The following is a 19,132-nucleotide window of genomic DNA, read 5'->3' as shown; positions in this document are numbered from 1 at the left end:
CGATGTTCTCGACGTGGTGCGGGCTGGACCTGCACCACGGCGATTTTTGGGATGTCACCCTGCGGGAATACGATCTGATCACAACCGGCAAGATCAAGGCCAAGGATCAGGAGTTCAAAGCCTGGCGGGTGCTTAATCAGGAACTGGGCATTCTGGTGCAGTTTGCCTTCCATGATCCCAAGAAAATGCCGGACTTCACCAAGGCGGCGGAGCCTGCAAAACCGGCAAGCCGGGATAGAGCGCAGGATCTGGACAAGCTGCGCGCGGGTCTGATGGCGCTGCACTTTCAAAGCAAAAAGGGAACATAGATGGCCATTATTGGTTCGCTCCGGGGGCTGTTGTCGCTGGAATCCACAGCCTTTGAAAGCGGTGCCAAGCGTGGCATTGCGGCCATGGGCAACGTCGAGCGGCGCATGGTGCGCTTAGGCAATACGGTTGAGCGCCAGGGGCGCCGCCTGGCGCTTGGTCTGACTGTGCCGATGGTGGGTGCTGCGGCACTTGCGGTGAAATCCAGCCTCAAAATTGTCGATGCCCAGGCCAAGATGGCGCAGTCGCTGGGGACCACGGTGGCCTCGATGCAGGTGCTGGAGCGGGCGGCGGATCTGTCGGGGGTGTCAATTGGGGAGGTTGAGCAGGCCACCATCCAGCTGACCAAGCGGCTCAGCCAGGCGGCGGCGGGCAGTGGCCCTGCGGTAAAGGCGCTGGACCGGCTGCATCTGAGCGCCGAGGCCCTGCAGCGCCTGCCGCTGGATGAGCGTCTGGCCAGGATCCAGGGCGCCATGGCGCAATTTGTGCCAGAGGCAGAGCGGGGCGCGGTGGCCTCGGAGCTGTTTGGCAGCCGGGCCGGGCTGATCTTTACCCGCATCGATAGCAGCGCCCTGCGTCTGGCGACTGAGGACGTGATGCGCTTTGGCGTTGCGGTCTCCGAGGTGGATGCAGACCAGATCGAGCGCACCAATGACGCGCTGTCGCGCATGGGGGTTGTTGGTCGTGGCATGGCCAACCAGCTGACGGTGGCGCTTGCGCCCATTCTGGAAGAGCTGAGCGACAAGGCGGCCAGCGCAGCGGAGTGGTTTACCAATCTGTCTGATGGCACCAAGACACTGATTGCCAAGGGCGCTGCCCTGACGGCCACCCTTGGGCCCTTGGCGCTGGGGTTTGGCCTGGTGCTGAGACTGGCGATCCCGATGGGGGTGGCGGTTGCGGGGCTGGTGACCAGCCTGGCGCTGGCCCCGGTGCAGTTTTTGGCCGCTGCCAAGGCCTCTGTTGCGCTGGAACTGGCACTTGGGGCCACCAGCACCAGGGCGGCGCTGTCCAGCCTTGCCATCAAGGGGCTGACGCGGGGGCTTGGCCTGTTGCGGGTGGCGGCACTGGCGACCGGCATTGGCGCGCTGATTGGTGTGGCTGCCGGGATCTATCAGGGCTTCACCCAATCGGCACAGGCTGCTGAAGATTACGCCATTGCGATCAAAGACGCGGCGGCGGCGCATGACCTGCTGGAGCGCGCCACCGACCAGTTTTATCGCAATATGACGGCCAAGAATGCCGAGGCGATGCGCCGGGCGGCAGAGGCGGCGCGCGATGCCACCCGCCAAGCGCTGGAGGCGGCGAAGGCAGAACTTGAGGCCGCGTCTTTTACCACCAATTTCTTTGGTGCCAGTCTCTATGAGACGGATCGCATGGCCAAGGCCCGCGCGGATATCGAGGCCCTGTCTGGTGCCTTGGCTGAGGCCGAGGCGCGGCTGGACGCGGCGGCTGTGGCGGCAGAACAGACCGCAAAACATGCGGGCGATGCGGCGGATAACATCGATGCGGCAGCGCGGGCCACGGATCCGCTGATCCAGGGGCTTGGCGGCGCGGCGGGGCAGGCGGCGGCTCTGCGCGGCTATCTCTCTGGCCTGCCTGGGGCACTGGCAGGCGCGCAGGCCAATATTGCCGGGCTGAAGGCTGGCATGGCCGTATTGGCAAGCGGTGGCGGCGAGGCGGCGGCGAATGTTGCCAAATACCGCGCCGAGCTGGTCGCGGCCCTGCCGCCGTTGGAAGAGATGCACGACGGCCAGCGCCGCAACGTGGAAGAGGGGATCACTCAGCAGGTGCGCCTGTTTGAGGAAAACCAGCGCCTGAGCGGCGAATACCGCGCGCAGATCACTGCCCTGAACAAGGTGAGTTCTGCCGGGGGGGCGGCCAGCAAGAGCGCGCTGGCGGCGCTGCAAAAAGAGATCCGCGAGCGGCGCGCCCTGGTGGGGCTGACCGATGAGCAGCGTCGGAAACTGGAGGCGGTGCGCGCGGTTCAGCAGAAACTTGGTCGCGAAGGTGTCGGCCTTGGCAAGGCGCAGATCGAGGCGCTGGCGGATCAGGTGATTGAACTGGACCGGGTCGATGCAGCGCTGGACCGGGTGCGGGATCAGCAGGAGCGTTGGGCCGAAAACATCACCCGCACCGCCTTTGAGGGCGGCAACCTGGGCGACACCATCAAGGGCATGCTCAAGGATATTGCCTATCAGTTTGCCAATACCAGGATTGTGCTGCCGGTGGTGGCCTCGATCTCGGGCATTCTGGGGCTTGGCGGTCTGAACCTTGGTGGCGGTGGTGGTGTTGGCGCGGCCCTTGGTGGCGGCGGTGGCGGTGGCGGCCTGGGGGGCGGCCTGGGGGGCTTGCTGAATGGGGCCGGTGGCTTGCTGAAACTGACCGGCGCAGGCAGTGCCCTGTCGGGGGTTGGATCGGGCTTCTTGGGGGTCTTGTCTGGGGGTGGCCTTGGCTCCAGCTTTGCCAATATCGGCGGGTTGCTCTCGGGGGCCACGGGCGGCTGGGGCGCAATTGGCGCGGCCCTGCCGGCACTCGGGATTATTGTGGGCGTGATTGCGCTGCTGGCCAAGGGGCTGAGCCGCAAATACGTCGGCACCGGCATTCGCGGCAGCTTTGATGCCGAGGGCTTCAATGGCGGCCAGTTTGATTTTTACAAAGGCGGCTTTCTGCGCTCCAACCGGACCTATTACAAACCGCTGGAGGCTGAGTTCGAAGAGATGCTGGATGACAGCATGGCGGGGCTGACCACGGGCCTGACGGATATGGCGGAAACCCTGGGGCTGAGCACGGATGCGCTGGAAGGCTTCACCGGCGAGGGCTTCACCATCTGGATCAATGGCAAAACCCAGGAAGAGATCCAGCAAGCGCTGCAGGAGCAGATCGAGGCCACCGGCAATGCCATGGCCGAGCTGATCCTGGGCACAGAGGACTTCAGCCGCGCCGGAGAAACCGCCCTGGAGACGATGGCGCGGCTGTCGGGCAGTCTGCTGGCCTTCAATGATGTGGCGGATCTGCTGGGACACCAGAGCTTTGATATGTCCCTGACAGGTGGTGACAATGCCTCGGCGCTGGTGGATCTCTTTGGCGGTGCCGAGGGGTTGAGTGCGGCGGCCAACAGCTATTTTGCCGGGTTCTATTCTGAAGGCGAGCAGACCGAAACCATCCTGCGCCGCCTGCGGGAGCGCTTTGACGATATTGGCGTGGCGATGCCAGAAAGCCGGGCCGGGTTCCGGGAGCTGGTTGAGAGCCTGGATCTCACCACTGAACACGGGCGGAAACTTTACGCCAGCCTGCTGCAGATGTCGGGGGCAATGGATCAGGTGCTGCCGCAGGTGGACAGCTTCACCCTGTCGATGGCGGGCATGCTGGATGAGATTGGCGGCGAGATTGGCCTGCAGATCGAAACCGCGCGCGATATGGCGGCGGATGCACGGGCTGCGGCGACGCTCTGGGCGCGCACGGCGGAGAGCCTGCGGGACTATCTGTCGGGTCTGGGCACCTCCGAGCTGGGCGGTGCCAGCCGCGAGCAGGCGGCGGCAGCCCAGCGGCGCCGGTTTGAGGAGGCCTATGAGGCGGCGCGCGGTGGTGATCAGGAGGCGGCGGCGGGCCTGTCTGGTCTGGCGCGGGACTATCTGCAATCGGCCCTGGGGACGGCCAGATCCTCATTGGAGTATCGCCGTCTTGCCGCCCTGGTGCAGGGCAAGCTGAACTTTGTCGCCGGGGTCTCTGAGCTGGAAAGCGGCAATGAGGAGGTGCTGGAAGCGCTGTATAAACAGCAGATCGAGGTGCTGACCGACCTTGGCACCTTCCTGCAACTGAAAGGCCTGACCAGTGTTCAGGTTGGCGAGCTGAGCGACGGGGTGCAGGCGCTGCATGCGGATTGGGATGGCACGGTGGAGGCGTTCCAGTCGTCATTGGGGGCGCTGGAGGATGCGATCAAGGATGCGGAGGCCTTCTCCTATGATGATCTGGTGGGGCGTCTTGATGTGGCGGTGGCGCTGGATGACACCGCGCCGTTCTGGCTGCGCCACCTGGTGGAGAACGCCGGGACGGGGATCCAGACAACGCTGGATTTTGTCATTCGCCGCGATGATCTGACAGCGGCGGATCGCTGGATCGCCACCAATGCCCTGTCGGAACATGTGGCAACGCTGGATCTGATGTTGGGGCAGGATCTTGATGTCGAGACCCGGCGGCTGGCGCTGAGCACCGATGCAGAGATCCGGCGCGATATGCGGCTGAAGCTGGTGCAGGATCTGGATGGGGAGACGCGTGCTTTGTTGCTGACACAGGCCGCAACGCTGTCGCGCCAGGTGAATGTTGCCCTGACCGAGGAGGGCAATGCCGCCATTGGCCGGCTGACCGAGCTGCATGATCTGATCGGCAGCAATGGCGGCAATCTCACCTTTGATGGTGGCGTCACCCTGACCGCTGACAGCGTGTTCAGCGATCTGGTGGCCTCGACCAGCGGGCTGACAGCCCCTCTGAGCGCGTTGCAAGCCATGTTGAGCGCGCTGCGGGATGCGGTGCAGGAAGATGTGGATCATCGCAAAGGCCAGCTCAAACTTGTGGGGTTGCAAACCGAAGGGGTTGAGATCGCCGGGCAACAGAAGAGCCAGTCAGAGGGCACCCTGGCCACATTCGAGGCGCTTCGGCGGCAATACGGTATCTCCCTGGTGGGGCAGGACCAAAGCGTTGGCCTGGGGCCAAACGGCTATCTGACCTCCTCCTTTGATTATTACGGCGGCACCGCAGCCAATCTCGCGGCCTTCAAGGCGGCGCTGCAGGAACAGTTGGGATCGGCCTCTTATGGCGAGGTGATGCGGCGGGTGAACCGCTCAACAACCGAGAAGAAATCCAGACTGGCGCGTTTGCGCGAACAGATCCGCGATCTGGGCGGGGTGCCGCAGTTTGCCGCTGGCGGTGTGCATGCCGGTGGCTGGCGTGTGGTTGGGGAGCGCGGCTGGGAGCTGGAGAATACCGGATCCAGCCGGGTGATCAGCCATTCTGATTCCAGGGCGATGCTGGACAACCGCCGGGTGGTGGAGAGCGTTGATAACCTGGCGCGCCAGGCCGGGGTGCAGGGCCAGAAGGTGGAGCTGCTGATCAAGACAATCGCGCGTGTGGTGGAAAACTGGAACGATGCGGGCCTGCCGCCGGAAATGGTTTGAGGGAGGTGCTGTGATGGACTTCAATATTATTGCGCCGATGCCGGTCACCGATGTTGAGCTGGTGGGCTCCAATATTGCCGAGGATGATCATCCGGTCTGGGATGTGGGCGTCACCTATGCCCTGGGGGATCGGGTGATATCGCTGGTGACCCACCGCATCTATGAGAGCGTGCAGCCCGGCAATCTGGGTCATGACCCGGTCTCGGATGCTGGCAGCTGGTGGCTGGATCTGCGGCTTGCCACCCGGCGCTGGTCGGCTTTTGACAATCGCCGCTCCAACAAGGCCAGCCGCGCCGATGAGATCACCTATTCCATTGTGCCAACGCGGGACTGCGATGCGATCTCGCTGTTTGGCCTCACGGCGGGGGCGGTGCAGATCGCCGTGCGCGACGGCGGCACCCTGATTTATGATCAGACCTTTGTGCTGGCAGACACGGGCCATGTGGTCAGCATGTACACCTATTTCTTTGGCGGCATTTTTTATGCGCGCCAGAAGGTGTTGAACGGCTTTCCCGGCTATATCGGTCATCAGATCGATATCACCATCTCCGCACCGGGTGCGGTGGCCGAGGTTGGCCATATCGTGCTGGGCCGCAACCATATTCTGGGCAGTATCATGGATGGCGCCGAGGTCGGCCATGTCAGCCACAGCCGCAAGGAGTTTGACCAGTTTGGCGATGAGCTGCTGATCAAGCGCGGTTCCACCCGCAAGGTGACGGTGCCTTTGCGGGTGCCGACGGTGCAGGCGCCGCGTGTGATGGATCTGGTGGCCGAGGTGGATGGTCTGGTGACCGCCTTTTATGGCTCCAGCGAATACGCGCCAAACTACGGCATCGAGGGCCTTGGCTTTGTCGATGACCACACGCAGCCGCTGGATGCGGCTGGGGATTCAATCTTCACCCTTGTTCTCAAAACCATCAAATAGGAGTGCGCAACCATGGCAGCACCCATTGCCCCGGCTTTGCCGGCTATTCCGTCACGCTCTGCGCCAGAGGCAGATTTTGACGCCAAGATGTTTGCTCTGTTCAAATGGGCCACCGATGATTTTGTCGGCTTCATGGAAGACTGGCGCAGCTACCTGGACAGCGGCGCTGGGGTCGTAAGGGGCAGCAATGCCAATGGCGCCTATGTGCGCTTCCCCGATGGCACCCAGATCTGCACCCATCTGGTCCAGCTGAGTTATTCGGTGCCGGATCTTATGTTTGGGATTTGGGCATTCCCCGCCGCCTTCAGCACCGTCACTGGGCTGGTTTTGGAGGGGAGTGTCGATAACGACAGCGCGACTGCAAACCTGACGCCGACAAGAAATGAACTGGGGCAGGTCTTCGTGGATGTTGCAAGTGCCTCTGTGGGCCACCTGGGCCTGCGCAACCAGATCGGCGCCACGGGCTTTGGTGCCTCCGATACCGTTTTACTTCACATGACAGCCACTGGCCGCTGGTTCTAAAGGAGCGTTCCCATGCATATCACTTTTATCTGCAGCGCCGGTCTGCCCGGCCAACCTGGCCAGCCTGAAACCTCCGCCAGCGTTGCAGGCGACACGCTCACCGTCGATGGCCTGGATTATGATCTCTCCGCCGTGCCCGAGGGCGGCTTTGCTGAGCCCGAGGGCGATCATCCTTTTGTGGGGCGCATCAGGCGCAGTGGCGGCGTGCTGACCCTGTCGCTGCGCTGGCGCTATGACGCAGCCACAGCCGCGGCGCACCAGCCCACCGTCGCGCCGGTTCTGAGCGTTGTCGCCGGGGCCGTGCCCGATCCCATCATCCGCAAACCTGCCACGCCGGAGGCATAGGCCCATGACATTCTTGCTCACGATCACCACCGCAGAAACCCACGCTGCCGAGGGCCTGGCGCAGGCCAAGGCTGACGGCCTGTCTCGGGCGCTGCAGCAGCTCGCAGCGGCGGCATCGGAAATCACCGGCCAGGTGCCCCAGGCGGAACGCGACAGCTGGGCCACCAAGGCCCTGGCGGCGCGGGGGTATCTGGCGGATGCGGCCAGCGCCGATCAGCTGGCCATGCTGCAGGCCGAGGCGGCCATTACCGGCGAAGCGGTTGCGGATCTGGCAGCGGCGATTGTCGCGATGGCTGAGAGCTATGCCGACATCGCGGCCCAGCTGGCCGGTCTGCGGCGCAAAACCCGCGCGGCAATTGAGGTCGCGACAACGCCTGCGCAGGTGCAGGCCGCCCTGGTGGCGCTTGATGCGGCGCTGAACACTCTGGGGGCGGGGTGATGCCTGAGCCGGGGCTGATCGACTGGATGTCGAACCTGCTGGGTGGTGCTGCCACCACGCTGGTCGGGGCCAGTATAGGCCGCTTGATGTGGCATTCCGGCGAGGTGCGCAAAGGCCAGCGGCGTTTCTTTGGCCCGGAGCTGCTCTGGGAAATACCGGTGGCCATCGGCATGGCCATCATTGGCGAGGCCATTGCCAGCTACATGGGCGCCGGGCCCACCGTGACCACCGGCATTGTGGCGCTGGCGGCCTATATCGGCCCGCGCGGGGCTGAGGTGCTGCTGACCAAATGGCTGCTGCGCGCCAAGCCGTAAAACTACCACAAAACCCAAAACCTGAAACCAACCCTGCCGCTGGCGGGGTCTTTTGCATTGGAGCAAACATTATGAAACTGATCTCAAACTGGCGCGCCACGCTTGGCAAGTCCTGGTCTGTCTGGCTCATTTTGGCGAGCCTGGTTCTGCTGGGCGGATATTTTCTGGCCCTGGTCCAACCCGGCATGCTGGGCTGGGATCCGCTGTATTTTGCCATGGCCTCGGCCACGTGTCAGGTGCTGGCGATCCCGGCGCGGCTGGTGCTGCAAAGCGGGCTGTCCGGGCTGTCGGGCCTTGCCGCCTTCCGGCGCGACACGGGCGGCGCGGTGCGGCGGCGCACGGTTGGGCTGATCGCGGGCAGCGGCATCGCCATGAGCACGGCCATTGGCTTCATTGGCCAGTGGGAGGGCCTGCGGACCGAGGCCTACCGCGATGTCGTGGGTATCTGGACCGTCTGCTATGGAGAAACCAAGGGGGTGCAACCGGGTGATCGCTACAGCAAGGCCGAGTGCGATAAAATGCTGGCGCGCGAGATCGTTGCCTATGAGGTGGCGCTGGACAAATGCCTGAAACACCCGGTGCCGGTGGGCATGAAGATCGCCCTGGTCAGCTGGACCTACAACGTCGGGGCAGGGGCGGCCTGCAAATCGACCCTGGTGCGTAAGGCCAATGTCGGGGATCTGACAGGCGCCTGCAATGAGCTGCCGCGCTGGAACAGGGCAGGCGGGCGGATCATACCGGGGCTGAGCAACCGGCGCGGCGCCGAGCGCGCCATGTGCCATCAGGCCCTGAAAGAACCGGCATGATCCCGGTTAGGATATGGGGTTGGGTGCTGCGCAATCTGCCAGGGCTTGCCCTGGTGGCCCTGCTGGCCGGGGTGGTCTGGACCATTGGCGCCGCCTTCCAGGATCGCACCAGGCTGCGGGCAGAGCTGGCGGCCTCGCAGGTGGATCTGGCAACAGCGCAGGCCAGCCTGCAGCAAGCCGCCGAGACCGCCCGCATTCACCGCGCCCACCTGGACCGCGCCGCCGATGAGGCCCGCACCTGGGGGGCGCTATCAGACGAGATGCAAAACATGGAGGGCCGCGATGCGCCTTTATCGCCTTTGCTTGCCGCTACTGCTGGCCGGTTGTTCTCAACCGGCCAGTGAGGCGATGATACCGCCGCCAAATGTGCCGGCAGATCTGCTGCAGCCCTGCGCCGGATACACCGGCCCGCTGCCCCGGTCTGAGGGCCAGATGTCGGATGCCCTGATTGCCGAGGCGCGGGGGCGGTCCTGCGCCAATGGCAAGCTGGAGGCCGTGGCTGAGATCCTGGACCTGCCAGACGGGCAGTAAAGGTAGGTCGGTGATGGGTCGCATAGATCACTAGATCTGCCCCCCCACACCTTTGAACTTTTCGACAAAGGCCGTAATCTTCTCGAAGACGGTCGTCTTCTTAGTCCGAAACTGCGGATTTAGTGGGCTCATTTTGGGAAGTATAGCATTTAGGTCAGCGCCGTTTTCACTTGCAAATTCGCGTTTTATGGAAGCCGAAATATAGCGTCTTGCTGCATCAGAATTTAGATCTTCTGACCTGATAAGCTCTTCGACTTCCTTGCGTTGCTCCGCTTGGGCAAAAGAGAAAAATGCGTCGATCACACCAGCCTTGTCATCAATCTTGTCAAGATCAGTCTGGTTGATGAAGTCCACTATCAGACTCTCTTTTGCCCGATTGCCAAGACTGCCGCGAATGACACGGCGAGCATCTTCAATCAGATCTCCCTTGCTCTTCACTTTCTTGTTCTTGTCGAAGATCAGCTCGAGGATGTAATCAAGGTTGATCTCTTGCGATTTAAGAAGGTCGACCTCAAAAACGACGTCATCCCACTCGATATTGTTCTGTTCTTGTTCAGCCGACGATTTTTCTCGACGTTGCCAATCGCGAATATCATTGTACGATGATCGGTAATCTTGAACCGCTCTCTCTGAGGGTAGGTCGATTGCCTCCAAGTCGCGAAGGTCAACATCGTTCAAGTAATGCTTTTGCTTGAACTCCTCGACGGCATCGGCGTCTTTCGGGTCTAGGCCCTGATAGGCCTTCAATGCTGAGAATTCATCGTAGTTCCGAAGCACATTTTCGACCCTCATATACTCACCAAAGAGCTTTGCAAACTCCTTCTTGTCTTCTTCTTTGACGATCTCGTCCGGATTGGGAAAGCGTTCGGTTAGCTCCTTCACAACATCAATGAACCCGCGTCGCGCCGCCCCGGTTTCCTGATCAACGAAACCATTCATGTACTCGTCGTAGCTCTTTTCCAGCACAACGTTCTTTGTGTTTTTGTCACCGAACAACGTGATCGCATCAATGGTCGCTTGCTCAAGGTCCCTGAACGCTACGATATTGCCGAATGTCTTGGTCGCATCGTAGATCCGGTTGGTCCTGGAAAACGCCTGCATCAAGCCATGGTAGCGGAGGTTTTTGTCAACAAACAAGGTATTGAGCGTCGGAGCATCAAAGCCAGTAAGGAACATGCCGACGACAATTAGCAGGTCGATATCCTTCGAGCGAACCCGGCTGGCAAGGTCGCGGTAGTAGTTCTGAAAACCACTGCTATCGACACTGAAATTCGTCTTGAAGAAGGCATTATAGTCGTCGACTGCGGCGCTCAAAAATTCCTTCGCACTGCTATTCATCGCTGACACATCAAAGCTCTCGTCCTGAATGTCCCCGATCGCGTCTTGCTCTTCGTTGGCTGCAAACGAGAAGATTGTCGCGATCTTTAGCGGCTTTTCACTGTTTGCCTGTAGCGTGTTTAAGGTTTCATAGTAGAGCTTTGCCGCATCGACACTGCTGACGGCGAACATGGCGTTGAAACGACTGCTGCCTGCTTGCATCCGGTGAGTTTTTTGACGGAAGTTGTTCAGTATATACTGCGAGACTTCCCGAATACGTTCTGGATGAAGAAGCGCTTGCTTGTTTTCAGTAGCGCTGAGCTTCTTTTCGTCTTGCTCTGTTTCGATGGCTTTGAACCGGGGACGCACATCGTTGTAGTCGACCTTGAACTTTAGAACCTTTTCGTCCCGAATGGCGTCAGTAATCACATAGGAATGTAGTTCACGGCCAAATACACTGGCGGTCGTTTCAGCCCCAAGTGCATTCTCAGGAAAGATCGGCGTTCCGGTGAAACCGAACTGGTAAAATCGCTTGAACTTCTTCTTCAGGTTCTTCTGCGCCTCACCAAACTGACTGCGGTGGCACTCGTCGAAAATAAAGACCACCTGCTGATCGTACACCGGCAGATCACCTTCAGATTTCATAAGATTATTCAGCTTCTGAATCGTCGTGACGATGATTTTGTTATCGTCTTTACCCAGGTTGCGCTTCAACCCGGCCGTACTGTCAGAGCCGTTTACACTGTCAGGAGAAAATCGCTGGTATTCCTTCATGGTCTGGAAGTCGAGATCCTTACGGTCCACGACGAAGAAGACCTTGTCGATAAATCCCAGCTCAGTCGCTAACCGCGCAGCCTTGAAACTCGTCAGCGTTTTGCCAGAGCCAGTGGTGTGCCAGATGAAGCCACCACTCTCTGGCTTTCTCCAGTTTTTGGCCTCAAATGAACTTTTGATCTTCCACAAAATGCGTTCTGTCGCAGCAATTTGGTAGGGGCGCATGACCAGCAAGGTATCGCTGACATCGAAGACCGAATACTGCAGCAAAACGTTAAGCAGCGTGCGCTTCTGAAGGAAAGTAGCAGTGAAGTCTTTCAGATCTTTGATCAAGCTGTTGTCCGACTTCGCCCAGTTCATGGTGAAGTCGAAGCTGTTCTTGTTACGCTTGGTAGTGTTGGCGAAATACCGGGTGTCGGTGCCATTCGAAATCACGAAGAGCTGCAGGAACTTGAACAGGGAATGCTCGCTGTTGAAGCTTTCCTTGCTGTAGCGATGGATTTGGTTAAACGCTTCCCGGATCGCCACGCCGCGCTTTTTCAGCTCGATCTGCACCAATGGCAAACCGTTGACCAGGATCGTTACGTCATAGCGATTGGCGTGCGTGCCGACCTGCTCGAACTGCTTGATCACCTGCAGCTTGTTGCGGGCCATGTTCTTCTTGTCGACAAGGTAGATGTTCTGGATGCGCCCGTCGTCGAAAACAAAATCGTGGATGTAGTCGTCGTGGATTTTGCGGGTTTTGTCGACGATACTGTCGCTCGGCTTGTCGAGGTAGGTCTCGACAAAACGCTTCCATTCATCATCTGAAAACGCGACGTTGTTCAGCTGCTCCAGCTGCACCCGCACATTGGCAAGCATGGAATCTGGGGTCGTCAGAGCAGGTAGGAACTCATAGCCCTGATTGACCAGATCCTGCACCAATTCGCGTTCCAGATCGTCTTCGCTCTGGTAGCAATCAGTGGCTTCCCACTCCTTGGTGTACTTGTCGAGGACGATGTAATTGGGCGTCTCTGCAATGGGTGTCGTTTTACTGGTCATCGGGACGTAGATCTCTAAATTTGTGCTGATCAATAATATGCTGGACTATGTTGTTCAGTTCGTCTCGGTCTGTTGCGCTCAGTTCACCGGTTTCTTCGCCGCTATGGGCGGAATGACTGGCCAAGTTCAAATGCCGCCACGCGAGCGAACTAACCCTTCCCTCAGTGGTTTCCGGCAGCAATTGCTCCCATTTTTTATGCCCCAGGAAAGTTGCTGTCTTTTCCAAGACATTTCGCAGGAACCCGAAGTGATACTTCTTTACGCTCCCGCTTCCGATGGCAGATTGCACCTCTGAAAGCAGGTGCAAGTGATAGGAGAATGGGCGATCGTTTTGAGACGAAAGATCAAAGCTCCCATCTTCATACTTCTGCAATAAGTACGCTTCTGCTTTTGCTCGCGCGTTCCGCCATCTCAACCTAGTGTCGTCATTGCATAGTTCGTTGTGCAAAACGTTGTAAAATAGCGGGTTATGGGTGGTGATGATGAATTTCAGGCCGGTATCTTTTGCTGATTTGATCAAAGTCGCCAAATCCACGGCCAGCTCGATCAGGTGATTTTCATCTAGCGAGCTGACCGGATCGTCAATGAAGACATACTTAAGCTCTTTGAAACGGTCGCTTTCGTCTTGGTCATCCAATAGGATTTCAACCGCCTCTTCCAGCAATGACAGAAACACACTCCATACAAAATTGCTCTCTTCACCCTTTGAAATCTTGATATTCGGTTTAAGCTCGCTGCCCCCCCTGAGGGAAAAGTGAACCTCAGGGTAGGTGGTAATATTTTCCCGTCTGCCCTCGCTGTTTGTGATTTGCTCGGTCTTTGGCGGGAATTCAGGCGTTAACCGCTCGTCTGTGTAGCGCTGGAAGTGTTTGATGATCCTTTCATCACCCTGAGAATTCAAAATCCAGTCTGTGAAAACATTCGGCTGAATGTTAAGTTTCCGGACTTCGTCATTTTCAGTATCGTTGTCCCATACGAATAGGTCCTCAGTAAATGCGCTGTAATATAGGATCTTTCGCTGAGTCAGCTCCACCTCTTGTTCCTGTTCAGGGGCAAGAGATGGATGCTCCTTAATCGCGCGAGACAACCGAGTCTTTCCGGTGCCGTTGAAGGCATAGACCAGCTGCACTTTTTTGTCAGCGTCGACGAGCTTTTGAGCGATTTCATTTAGCTTGTCTTCTTGTGGTTCTGGAGCTTCGTTCAGCTCTGCCATCTATGCAGCTCCGACGGATTTGGGAAAGCTCAAGAGCAAGTCGCGGTAGTATCCATATTGCTGCTGACGCAACTTGATTTCACGTGGCAGGCCGTCGCCGAGCGACATGGTTAGCGCCTCGAACTTTCCGAGGATGTTGACGACGTGCTCTTGGTCGTCGGCAGAGGGAACAGGGATCAAGATTTTGGCCAGACTATCGGCGTTGACGCGCCTCACTTTTGCACCTGTAATGTGTATGCGTTTTTGCCTTTGAAACTGCTCAGTTTGGAAAAAATAGGCGACAAACAGTGGATTTAATTTGTGCGAATAAAAGCATGCGTCGCTACTGACGGCGATTTCCTCATCACCGAGCCAAGCGACCGCCTTGCAAACGTCGTCATCGTTCTCGCTCGTTGTCGCAATCACCAAGTCGCCTGGCTTTGCCATGCGAGCTTTCTTGGCAAACTCCTCTGAAACAAAGCTTTTGGTTGTACGGGCATATGTCCCGTAGTGGGTGTAAATCTGACCGTAGTGAATGCAACCTACTCCAGACTCGACGAAGTCTTTCTTTTGGAGCCCGCCGCCACGCGTGAAGGTTCCCACCCGCTCATCACCCATGGGTAAGTACTCAACGTTTTTGCCTTCATAATCCAATAAATGATCCCGGAAGTGCTCGATCTCCGCGACAATGACGCCGGTGTCTGCACGCAGCTGGTCGATCTTGGCGACAGTAGCTTCTAGATCGGCAGTCAGCTTGGCAATGTGGACGACTTCGCGAGTATCCTTTGGCTCGACATAGGCACTGACCGACAGGTTGTAGTCTTTCTCGACAATCGTGTCGTAGGGAACGGTTTCGGCCACGTGAGGCACGTTTTCTTTGTTGTCGAACATCTTCATGATCTCGGCAATGTGCCGGTCTTCCATGATGTTGATATTCGTGCCCTTGCGGAAGAACGCCTCACCCGTTGCATCGATGAACTGTATTGCGGTGTCGGTCTTGTTCTTGGCCAGTACTAAAATCGTTACGGCAATGGTCGTGCCGAAAAACAGGTTCGGCGCGAGGGCAATCACCGTTTCAACGAAGTTGTTGTCGACCAGATACTTGCGGATCTTCTGCTCCGCGCCGCCACGGTAGAAGATACCGGGGAAGCAAACGATCGCAGCCCGCCCCTTGGCCGACAGGTAGTGCAGCGCATGAAGGACAAAGGCAAAATCCGCCTTCGACTTCGGGGCCAGTACACCTGCGGGGGCGAAACGCTCATCATTGATCAGGGTTGGATCGTCTGAACCCTTCCATTTCACCGAATAGGGCGGGTTCGACACGATGGCATCAAAAGGCTTGTCATCGCCAAAGTGCGGCTCCATCAACGTGTTGCCGTGCTGAATGTTGAACTTGTCGTAGTTGATGTTGTGCAAGAACATGTTCATGCGGGCGAGGTTGTAAGTGGTGTAGTTGATCTCCTGCCCGAAGAAACCGTCTTCGATGATGTGTTTGTCGAACTCATCCTTAGCCTGCAAAAGCAGCGAGCCGGACCCCGCCGCCGGATCGTAGATCTTGTTGACGCTGGTTTGTTTGTGCAAGGCCAGTTTCGCGATCAGTTTGGACACATGGGTTGGTGTGAAGAACTCGCCACCTGACTTGCCCGCATTGGCCGCATAGTTTGAGATCAGGAACTCGTAGGCGTCGCCAAACAGATCGCCTTCGTTCTCGTCGAAGTTCAACGTTACACTTTCTACGCCCTTGAGGACTTCCGCCAGACGCTCGTTCTTTTGCTTAACCGTGTTACCAAGGCGGTTGCTGGTGGTGTCGAAGTCAGCAAAGAGGCCAATGATGTCGTCTTCGGACGGGTAGCCACTCGCTGAAGCCTCGATCGCCGAAAAGACTTCTGCCAAGTCGGTGTTCAGGCTGTCGTTTTTGCTCGCGGTCTTGGCCACATTTTGAAAGAGCTGACTGGGATAGATAAAGTAGCCCTTGGTCTTGATCGCATCGACTTTGGCCTCATCGGGGATGTCAGCGTCCGACATGCCAGCATAATCGATGCTGTCGTCACCACCTTCGATGTAGTTTGTGAAGTTCTCGCTGATGAAGCGATAGAACAACGCGCCCAAGACGAACTGCTTGAAGTCCCAGCCATCGACCGCACCCCGCACTCTATTTGCGATTTGCCAGATTTCCCGGCGCAAAGCCTCAGCTTGTTGCTGACCTGTCATTATTGCTCCCCTTCTTGTTTTTGTTCTTGCTCGGCAATCCAGCGGTCGATCTCGCTTTTCCGAAACCGCCATGCGCTTCCCACCTTGAAACCGGGAACCTTCCCCTCAGATGCGAACCGATAGGCCGTTTTCTCAGCGATTTTGAGATACTCAGCGAGCTCTTTCACGGTCAAAATATCTTCGTTGGGCATTTCGAAAATGTCCTCTCTGAGGGATATGGGTTGAAACTAGAGGACAGAGATTGAACGAGCAAGTGTGGTTCTCGCTCCTTATCCTTTGTCGCCAGGTTCAAGAACTTCTGATAGTGCTGACCTGGCTTTGTGATTTGTGGCTACCGCTGCATCTAATTGATTACGTTCGCTTCGGACTGGTTGCCGCCGGTCAGCACAGCTTAGCTAGACCGACAGCTCCAAGGGCGCGACCCCGCTGCGGGTCTGGTCGATACGGGCAGAAAGGTCGGGGCAGGGGCGATTTTGAAGTCGCCCATACCCGTGATTTTTACTCCAAACCATGTATGCCTAATCTTCAAACTGCGTTGAAAATAAATGGAAATCATTTGATTGTGGATCGGGAGCTGTGGTGGAGGGGCTTTACGTAAAAGGTGAGGTGTTACGCATATTTTACTCTTTGATGGGGTTAAGTTATTGATTTGTCATACCATTGAGAGTCTCACCGCCCGCACCAAATACGCTATGAAAACATTGAATATTTTTTGATTTTATGCGTTTTGGTCCCCACTTTGGCCCGCACCATGACCGCCGCTTGAAGCGCCATAAGGTTTGTCGAGCTGCGCGAGGGAAAATGCAGGGCGTGACACTGGGGCGTGCAGGCTCCCCGTTGATTTCAGCGTAAATCTTGCGCGCGCTCGGTGCTTGGTTTGTGCCAATGGTCTTCCTTTCAACCTCCGGCGATCGGGGGGGGAATTGGCGGCGAGGCGGCGGCCCCCAATCCAGTTTCTGATGGCCGGCAGCAAGGATAGGGGCTAGACGCTCACTCCGAACAGCCACCCCACAAAGGCGGTCACCGCCATTGCAAAAACGCCCCACACAACCACCCGGGTGGTTGCGGGTAACACTGGGGCCGCACCTGCCTTGGCTCCCAACATGCCCAGAACAGCCAGAGCGATGACCGTGACGATCAGCACTGTTGAGATAATTGCTGAGGGCGGTGCCAAAAACGCGGCAAGGACGGGGACGGCGGCGGCGACACTGAAGGTCGCTCCGGAGGTCAGCGCTGCTTGAAGCGGGTTTGCGGTGTGGATTTCCGACAGGCCCAGTTCGTCGCGGATATGTGCCCCCAGCGCGTCCTTTTCTGTCAACTCTCTTGCGACGGCCTCGGCGGTTTGCGCACTCAACCCGCGTTCTTTGTAGATCTCGACCAGCTCCGCGAGCTCTTCCTCGGGCATATCGACCAATGCTATTCTCTCGCGTTCGATGTCCGCACGTTCTGTATCAGACTGCGAGGAAACAGAAACATACTCGCCTGCTGCCATTGACATCGCTCCGGCGACGAGCCCTGCAACACCCGCGATCAGTACCGCCGAGGGGGCCGGGTTTGCGGCCGCCACGCCGACAACAAGCGAAGACACCGAAACGATGCCGTCGTTGGCACCAAGCACCGCAGCCCGCAGCCAGCCGCTTCGGTTGATGTAGTGGGGGTCATCCGGGTGGGCGCTTACGTCATTCATGTGAGTTCCTTTGCAGAGGATTGCTTTGGCGATCCCGCGGTCTTTTTGTTGGGATTTTCTGAACTTTCCGGAGCGACATTTTCATCGGGTGCAATGTCGCCTGACAACAACTCTTCCATAAAGAGGCTGATGAACTGCGCCCGCCCGTCTGTCGTCGATTTTGAATAGATGCGTGTGGCCTGTGCCCGTACCGTTCCTGGTGCGGTTTTCCTGACGCGTGCGATGGTGTCGTTGTCCACCCCTTTGAGCATCATGATGGCGACGTCCCGTTCCGCGGCTGTCAGCTTCCATTCGGCAAAGAAGGCATCAATGATCTCAGCCAGATGGCCACGGGCAATATCAAGCCCGCGCTGCATTTCCGACATGCGAGCCAGCAGGCCGCGCAGTTCAAACATGAGAAAGATGACGCCAGCAATAAGGGATGCCGCAGCCACAGATTCCAGGATCAGATGTGGATTGTCAAACTGCCCGTCCTCGCGAAAGTCTTTGACCACATCGCCGATGAAGAACAGCGCGCACATGGCCTGTAAAAGGATAAGGCCCGCAACAACCGTTGCGCGCCTTTCCCTGGTTTTTGTGGGCCTCAGCGTTTGCCTCATTCTATCTCGCGTCCTTTCGGAATGGCTTTGCGCCCGCTTACCATGGAACGGACCAGATTGACACCGGAGCGCCAGCTGTCAAACGCCACACCGGCCACATGCAGCGCAACCGAGAACAGCAGCCAGCCAAAAGCAACCTCATGCAGTTCCTCGACCCAATCGACACCGAAGAAGGAGATCGTGGTCATCATGTAGCCCGTACTGCCGATGACTATGACCGAGATCCAGATGTTGTAGACCATAAGAGCCCCAAGTGGATTGTGCGACAGGTGCACAGTCCGGTCGCCAGAAAGGACGTCTCGGAGGTATCGGATTGCCCGGCCTGGGCTTGGTGGGAAGGCCGAAAACCGCGCGTGTTTCGGGCCGATCAAAGCCCAGACCAGACGAATACCAACCAACCCAAGCGCGATGTAGCCGATCCATTCGTGAACTTTGCTTTCCTCCTCCACCAGTGCGCCATTGAGAAGAATGGTCAGGGCAAGCGACCAATGTATTAACCGGACCAGCGGGTCCCAGACCAGGATATCGCGGGCACCTGTTCTGTCGCGGGCGCCTGTGCGCCCGCTGTTCTGTTTGGACATGAGAGCCATAATGCGATCACTTCGTCTTTAGCTTAATGACTGCGCCGGTCTGGGGATTCACATAGACCTCTCCCATTTGACCGTCGCGCACGAAGTAGACTTCGATTTGTCCGTCTTCCATCTCAGCTTTGCGGACGTCATAGCCCATCGCAGTCAGCGAGGCCTGTACCTCTTCCATGTTGGTGCCAAGCACACTGTCTTTTGTGATGCTATCGGCAAGGGCGGGAGAGGCGATGGCAAGCAGGGCAAGCAGGGTAAATTTGCGCATTTGAGTATTCCTTACGTTTCTGCCGGATCTTCGGCTGGACAAGGCGGCAACTCGTGTTGTCGCTCACGGTCATTTTGGCGCGTGGAGCGGCCGCCTCTAGTGG

18 protein-coding genes are annotated in these 19,132 nt (G+C 58.1%); 10 read left to right on the top strand and 8 right to left on the bottom strand.

All coding sequences use genetic code 11. The features are described 5' to 3' along the window. Positions 1 to 2: 2 nt before the first annotated feature. From ARCT_RS26125 to ARCT_RS26100, 10 genes are all read left to right on the top strand, one after another. Positions 3 to 308 (top strand): hypothetical protein, encoded by a 306-nt coding sequence (locus tag ARCT_RS26125; RefSeq protein ID WP_036784917.1) that lies wholly within the window; start codon positions 3 to 5, stop codon positions 306 to 308. After that, on the top strand, positions 309 to 5,477 hold the full coding sequence (locus tag ARCT_RS27125; RefSeq protein ID WP_027240683.1) for a phage tail tape measure protein: 5,169 nt from the start codon (positions 309 to 311) through the stop codon (positions 5,475 to 5,477). Positions 5,478 to 5,490: 13 nt separating this feature from the next. After that, positions 5,491 to 6,402, top strand: coding sequence for a hypothetical protein (locus ARCT_RS0114250; protein ID WP_154665360.1), 912 nt, complete (start codon positions 5,491 to 5,493; stop codon positions 6,400 to 6,402). 12 nt (positions 6,403 to 6,414) lie between these two features. Then, entirely contained in the window at positions 6,415 to 6,924 is a 510-nt protein-coding gene (locus tag ARCT_RS28400; RefSeq protein WP_027240681.1) for a hypothetical protein, read from the top strand. A gap of 12 nt (positions 6,925 to 6,936) precedes the next feature. After that, positions 6,937 to 7,269 carry a hypothetical protein gene (locus ARCT_RS26110; protein ID WP_036784914.1) on the top strand — a complete coding sequence of 111 codons (333 nt, stop codon included), beginning with the start codon at positions 6,937 to 6,939 and terminating at the stop codon, positions 7,267 to 7,269. A 4-nt stretch (positions 7,270 to 7,273) separates the two neighbouring features. Further along, positions 7,274 to 7,708 carry a hypothetical protein gene (locus ARCT_RS0114235; protein WP_027240680.1) on the top strand — a complete coding sequence of 145 codons (435 nt, stop codon included), beginning with the start codon at positions 7,274 to 7,276 and terminating at the stop codon, positions 7,706 to 7,708. Further along, a complete protein-coding gene (locus ARCT_RS0114230) occupies positions 7,708 to 8,022 on the top strand; it encodes a phage holin family protein (protein WP_027240274.1) in 315 nt (104 codons plus the stop codon). Before ARCT_RS0114235 ends, ARCT_RS0114230 begins: the two co-directional genes overlap by 1 nt. A gap of 71 nt (positions 8,023 to 8,093) precedes the next feature. Continuing rightward, entirely contained in the window at positions 8,094 to 8,828 is a 735-nt protein-coding gene (locus ARCT_RS0114225) for a lysozyme (protein WP_027240679.1), read from the top strand. Further along, positions 8,825 to 9,172 (top strand): hypothetical protein, encoded by a 348-nt coding sequence (locus tag ARCT_RS27115; protein ID WP_154665359.1) that lies wholly within the window; start codon positions 8,825 to 8,827, stop codon positions 9,170 to 9,172. Before ARCT_RS0114225 ends, ARCT_RS27115 begins: the two co-directional genes overlap by 4 nt. Before the next feature lie 4 nt (positions 9,173 to 9,176). Further along, positions 9,177 to 9,359 carry a hypothetical protein gene (locus ARCT_RS26100; RefSeq protein WP_027240677.1) on the top strand — a complete coding sequence of 61 codons (183 nt, stop codon included), beginning with the start codon at positions 9,177 to 9,179 and terminating at the stop codon, positions 9,357 to 9,359. 30 nt (positions 9,360 to 9,389) lie between these two features. Here the strand turns inward: ARCT_RS26100 and ARCT_RS0114210 are convergent, their stop codons facing one another. The 8 genes from ARCT_RS0114210 to ARCT_RS26085 all read right to left on the bottom strand — a co-directional run bounded on the left by ARCT_RS0114210 (position 9,390) and on the right by ARCT_RS26085 (position 19,029). Then, entirely contained in the window at positions 9,390 to 12,491 is a 3,102-nt protein-coding gene (locus ARCT_RS0114210; protein ID WP_027240676.1) for an HsdR family type I site-specific deoxyribonuclease, read from the bottom strand. After that, the gene (locus ARCT_RS0114205; protein WP_051360759.1) at positions 12,481 to 13,704 is read right to left on the bottom strand and encodes an AAA family ATPase; all 1,224 of its coding nucleotides are present in this window, start codon (positions 13,702 to 13,704) and stop codon (positions 12,481 to 12,483) included. The genes ARCT_RS0114210 and ARCT_RS0114205 overlap by 11 nt, the downstream gene beginning before the upstream one ends. After that, positions 13,705 to 15,894 carry a type I restriction-modification system subunit M gene (locus ARCT_RS26095; RefSeq protein ID WP_084300871.1) on the bottom strand — a complete coding sequence of 730 codons (2,190 nt, stop codon included), beginning with the start codon at positions 15,892 to 15,894 and terminating at the stop codon, positions 13,705 to 13,707. It abuts the gene before it with no gap. Further along, on the bottom strand, positions 15,894 to 16,085 hold the full coding sequence (gene mads1 / locus ARCT_RS0114195; protein WP_027240674.1) for a methylation-associated defense system helix-turn-helix domain-containing protein MAD1: 192 nt from the start codon (positions 16,083 to 16,085) through the stop codon (positions 15,894 to 15,896). Before mads1 ends, ARCT_RS26095 begins: the two co-directional genes overlap by 1 nt. Positions 16,086 to 16,876: 791 nt before the next feature. Beyond that, complete coding sequence (locus tag ARCT_RS0114190; RefSeq protein WP_027240673.1) at positions 16,877 to 17,581, bottom strand: VIT1/CCC1 transporter family protein; 705 nt, start codon at positions 17,579 to 17,581, stop codon at positions 16,877 to 16,879. Beyond that, entirely contained in the window at positions 17,578 to 18,102 is a 525-nt protein-coding gene (locus ARCT_RS26090) for a helix-turn-helix transcriptional regulator (RefSeq protein WP_205855527.1), read from the bottom strand. The genes ARCT_RS0114190 and ARCT_RS26090 overlap by 4 nt, the downstream gene beginning before the upstream one ends. Positions 18,103 to 18,176: 74 nt before the next feature. Next, a complete protein-coding gene (locus ARCT_RS0114180; protein ID WP_027240672.1) occupies positions 18,177 to 18,761 on the bottom strand; it encodes a cytochrome b/b6 domain-containing protein in 585 nt (194 codons plus the stop codon). A gap of 16 nt (positions 18,762 to 18,777) precedes the next feature. After that, positions 18,778 to 19,029: a PepSY domain-containing protein gene (locus tag ARCT_RS26085; RefSeq protein ID WP_036784906.1), complete on the bottom strand. Its 252-nt coding sequence runs from the start codon at positions 19,027 to 19,029 to the stop codon at positions 18,778 to 18,780. Between the last annotated feature and the right edge of the window lie 103 nt (positions 19,030 to 19,132).

This window comes from Pseudophaeobacter arcticus DSM 23566, assembly GCF_000473205.1.
Lineage (GTDB): Bacteria > Pseudomonadota > Alphaproteobacteria > Rhodobacterales > Rhodobacteraceae > Pseudophaeobacter > Pseudophaeobacter arcticus.
This window is presented reverse-complemented; position numbering and strand designations above follow the sequence as displayed.

Excerpts from the sequence above, each read along its gene's own strand:
- ARCT_RS0114190 (WP_027240673.1), bottom strand. The coding sequence starts at position 17,581 with ATGAATGACGTAAGCGCCCACCCGGATGACCCCCACTACATCAACCGA.
- ARCT_RS0114235 (WP_027240680.1), top strand. The coding sequence starts at position 7,274 with ATGACATTCTTGCTCACGATCACCACCGCAGAAACCCACGCTGCCGAG.
- ARCT_RS27125 (WP_027240683.1), top strand. The coding sequence starts at position 309 with ATGGCCATTATTGGTTCGCTCCGGGGGCTGTTGTCGCTGGAATCCACA.
- ARCT_RS0114180 (WP_027240672.1), bottom strand. The coding sequence starts at position 18,761 with ATGTCCAAACAGAACAGCGGGCGCACAGGCGCCCGCGACAGAACAGGT.
- ARCT_RS28400 (WP_027240681.1), top strand. The coding sequence starts at position 6,415 with ATGGCAGCACCCATTGCCCCGGCTTTGCCGGCTATTCCGTCACGCTCT.
- ARCT_RS26125 (WP_036784917.1), top strand. The coding sequence starts at position 3 with ATGTTCTCGACGTGGTGCGGGCTGGACCTGCACCACGGCGATTTTTGG.
- ARCT_RS0114205 (WP_051360759.1), bottom strand. The coding sequence starts at position 13,704 with ATGGCAGAGCTGAACGAAGCTCCAGAACCACAAGAAGACAAGCTAAAT.
- ARCT_RS26110 (WP_036784914.1), top strand. The coding sequence starts at position 6,937 with ATGCATATCACTTTTATCTGCAGCGCCGGTCTGCCCGGCCAACCTGGC.
- ARCT_RS0114225 (WP_027240679.1), top strand. The coding sequence starts at position 8,094 with ATGAAACTGATCTCAAACTGGCGCGCCACGCTTGGCAAGTCCTGGTCT.
- ARCT_RS26095 (WP_084300871.1), bottom strand. The coding sequence starts at position 15,894 with ATGACAGGTCAGCAACAAGCTGAGGCTTTGCGCCGGGAAATCTGGCAA.
- mads1 (WP_027240674.1), bottom strand. The coding sequence starts at position 16,085 with ATGCCCAACGAAGATATTTTGACCGTGAAAGAGCTCGCTGAGTATCTC.
- ARCT_RS0114230 (WP_027240274.1), top strand. The coding sequence starts at position 7,708 with ATGCCTGAGCCGGGGCTGATCGACTGGATGTCGAACCTGCTGGGTGGT.
- ARCT_RS26085 (WP_036784906.1), bottom strand. The coding sequence starts at position 19,029 with ATGCGCAAATTTACCCTGCTTGCCCTGCTTGCCATCGCCTCTCCCGCC.
- ARCT_RS27115 (WP_154665359.1), top strand. The coding sequence starts at position 8,825 with ATGATCCCGGTTAGGATATGGGGTTGGGTGCTGCGCAATCTGCCAGGG.
- ARCT_RS0114210 (WP_027240676.1), bottom strand. The coding sequence starts at position 12,491 with ATGACCAGTAAAACGACACCCATTGCAGAGACGCCCAATTACATCGTC.
- ARCT_RS26100 (WP_027240677.1), top strand. The coding sequence starts at position 9,177 with ATGATACCGCCGCCAAATGTGCCGGCAGATCTGCTGCAGCCCTGCGCC.
- ARCT_RS26090 (WP_205855527.1), bottom strand. The coding sequence starts at position 18,102 with ATGTGCGCGCTGTTCTTCATCGGCGATGTGGTCAAAGACTTTCGCGAG.
- ARCT_RS0114250 (WP_154665360.1), top strand. The coding sequence starts at position 5,491 with ATGGACTTCAATATTATTGCGCCGATGCCGGTCACCGATGTTGAGCTG.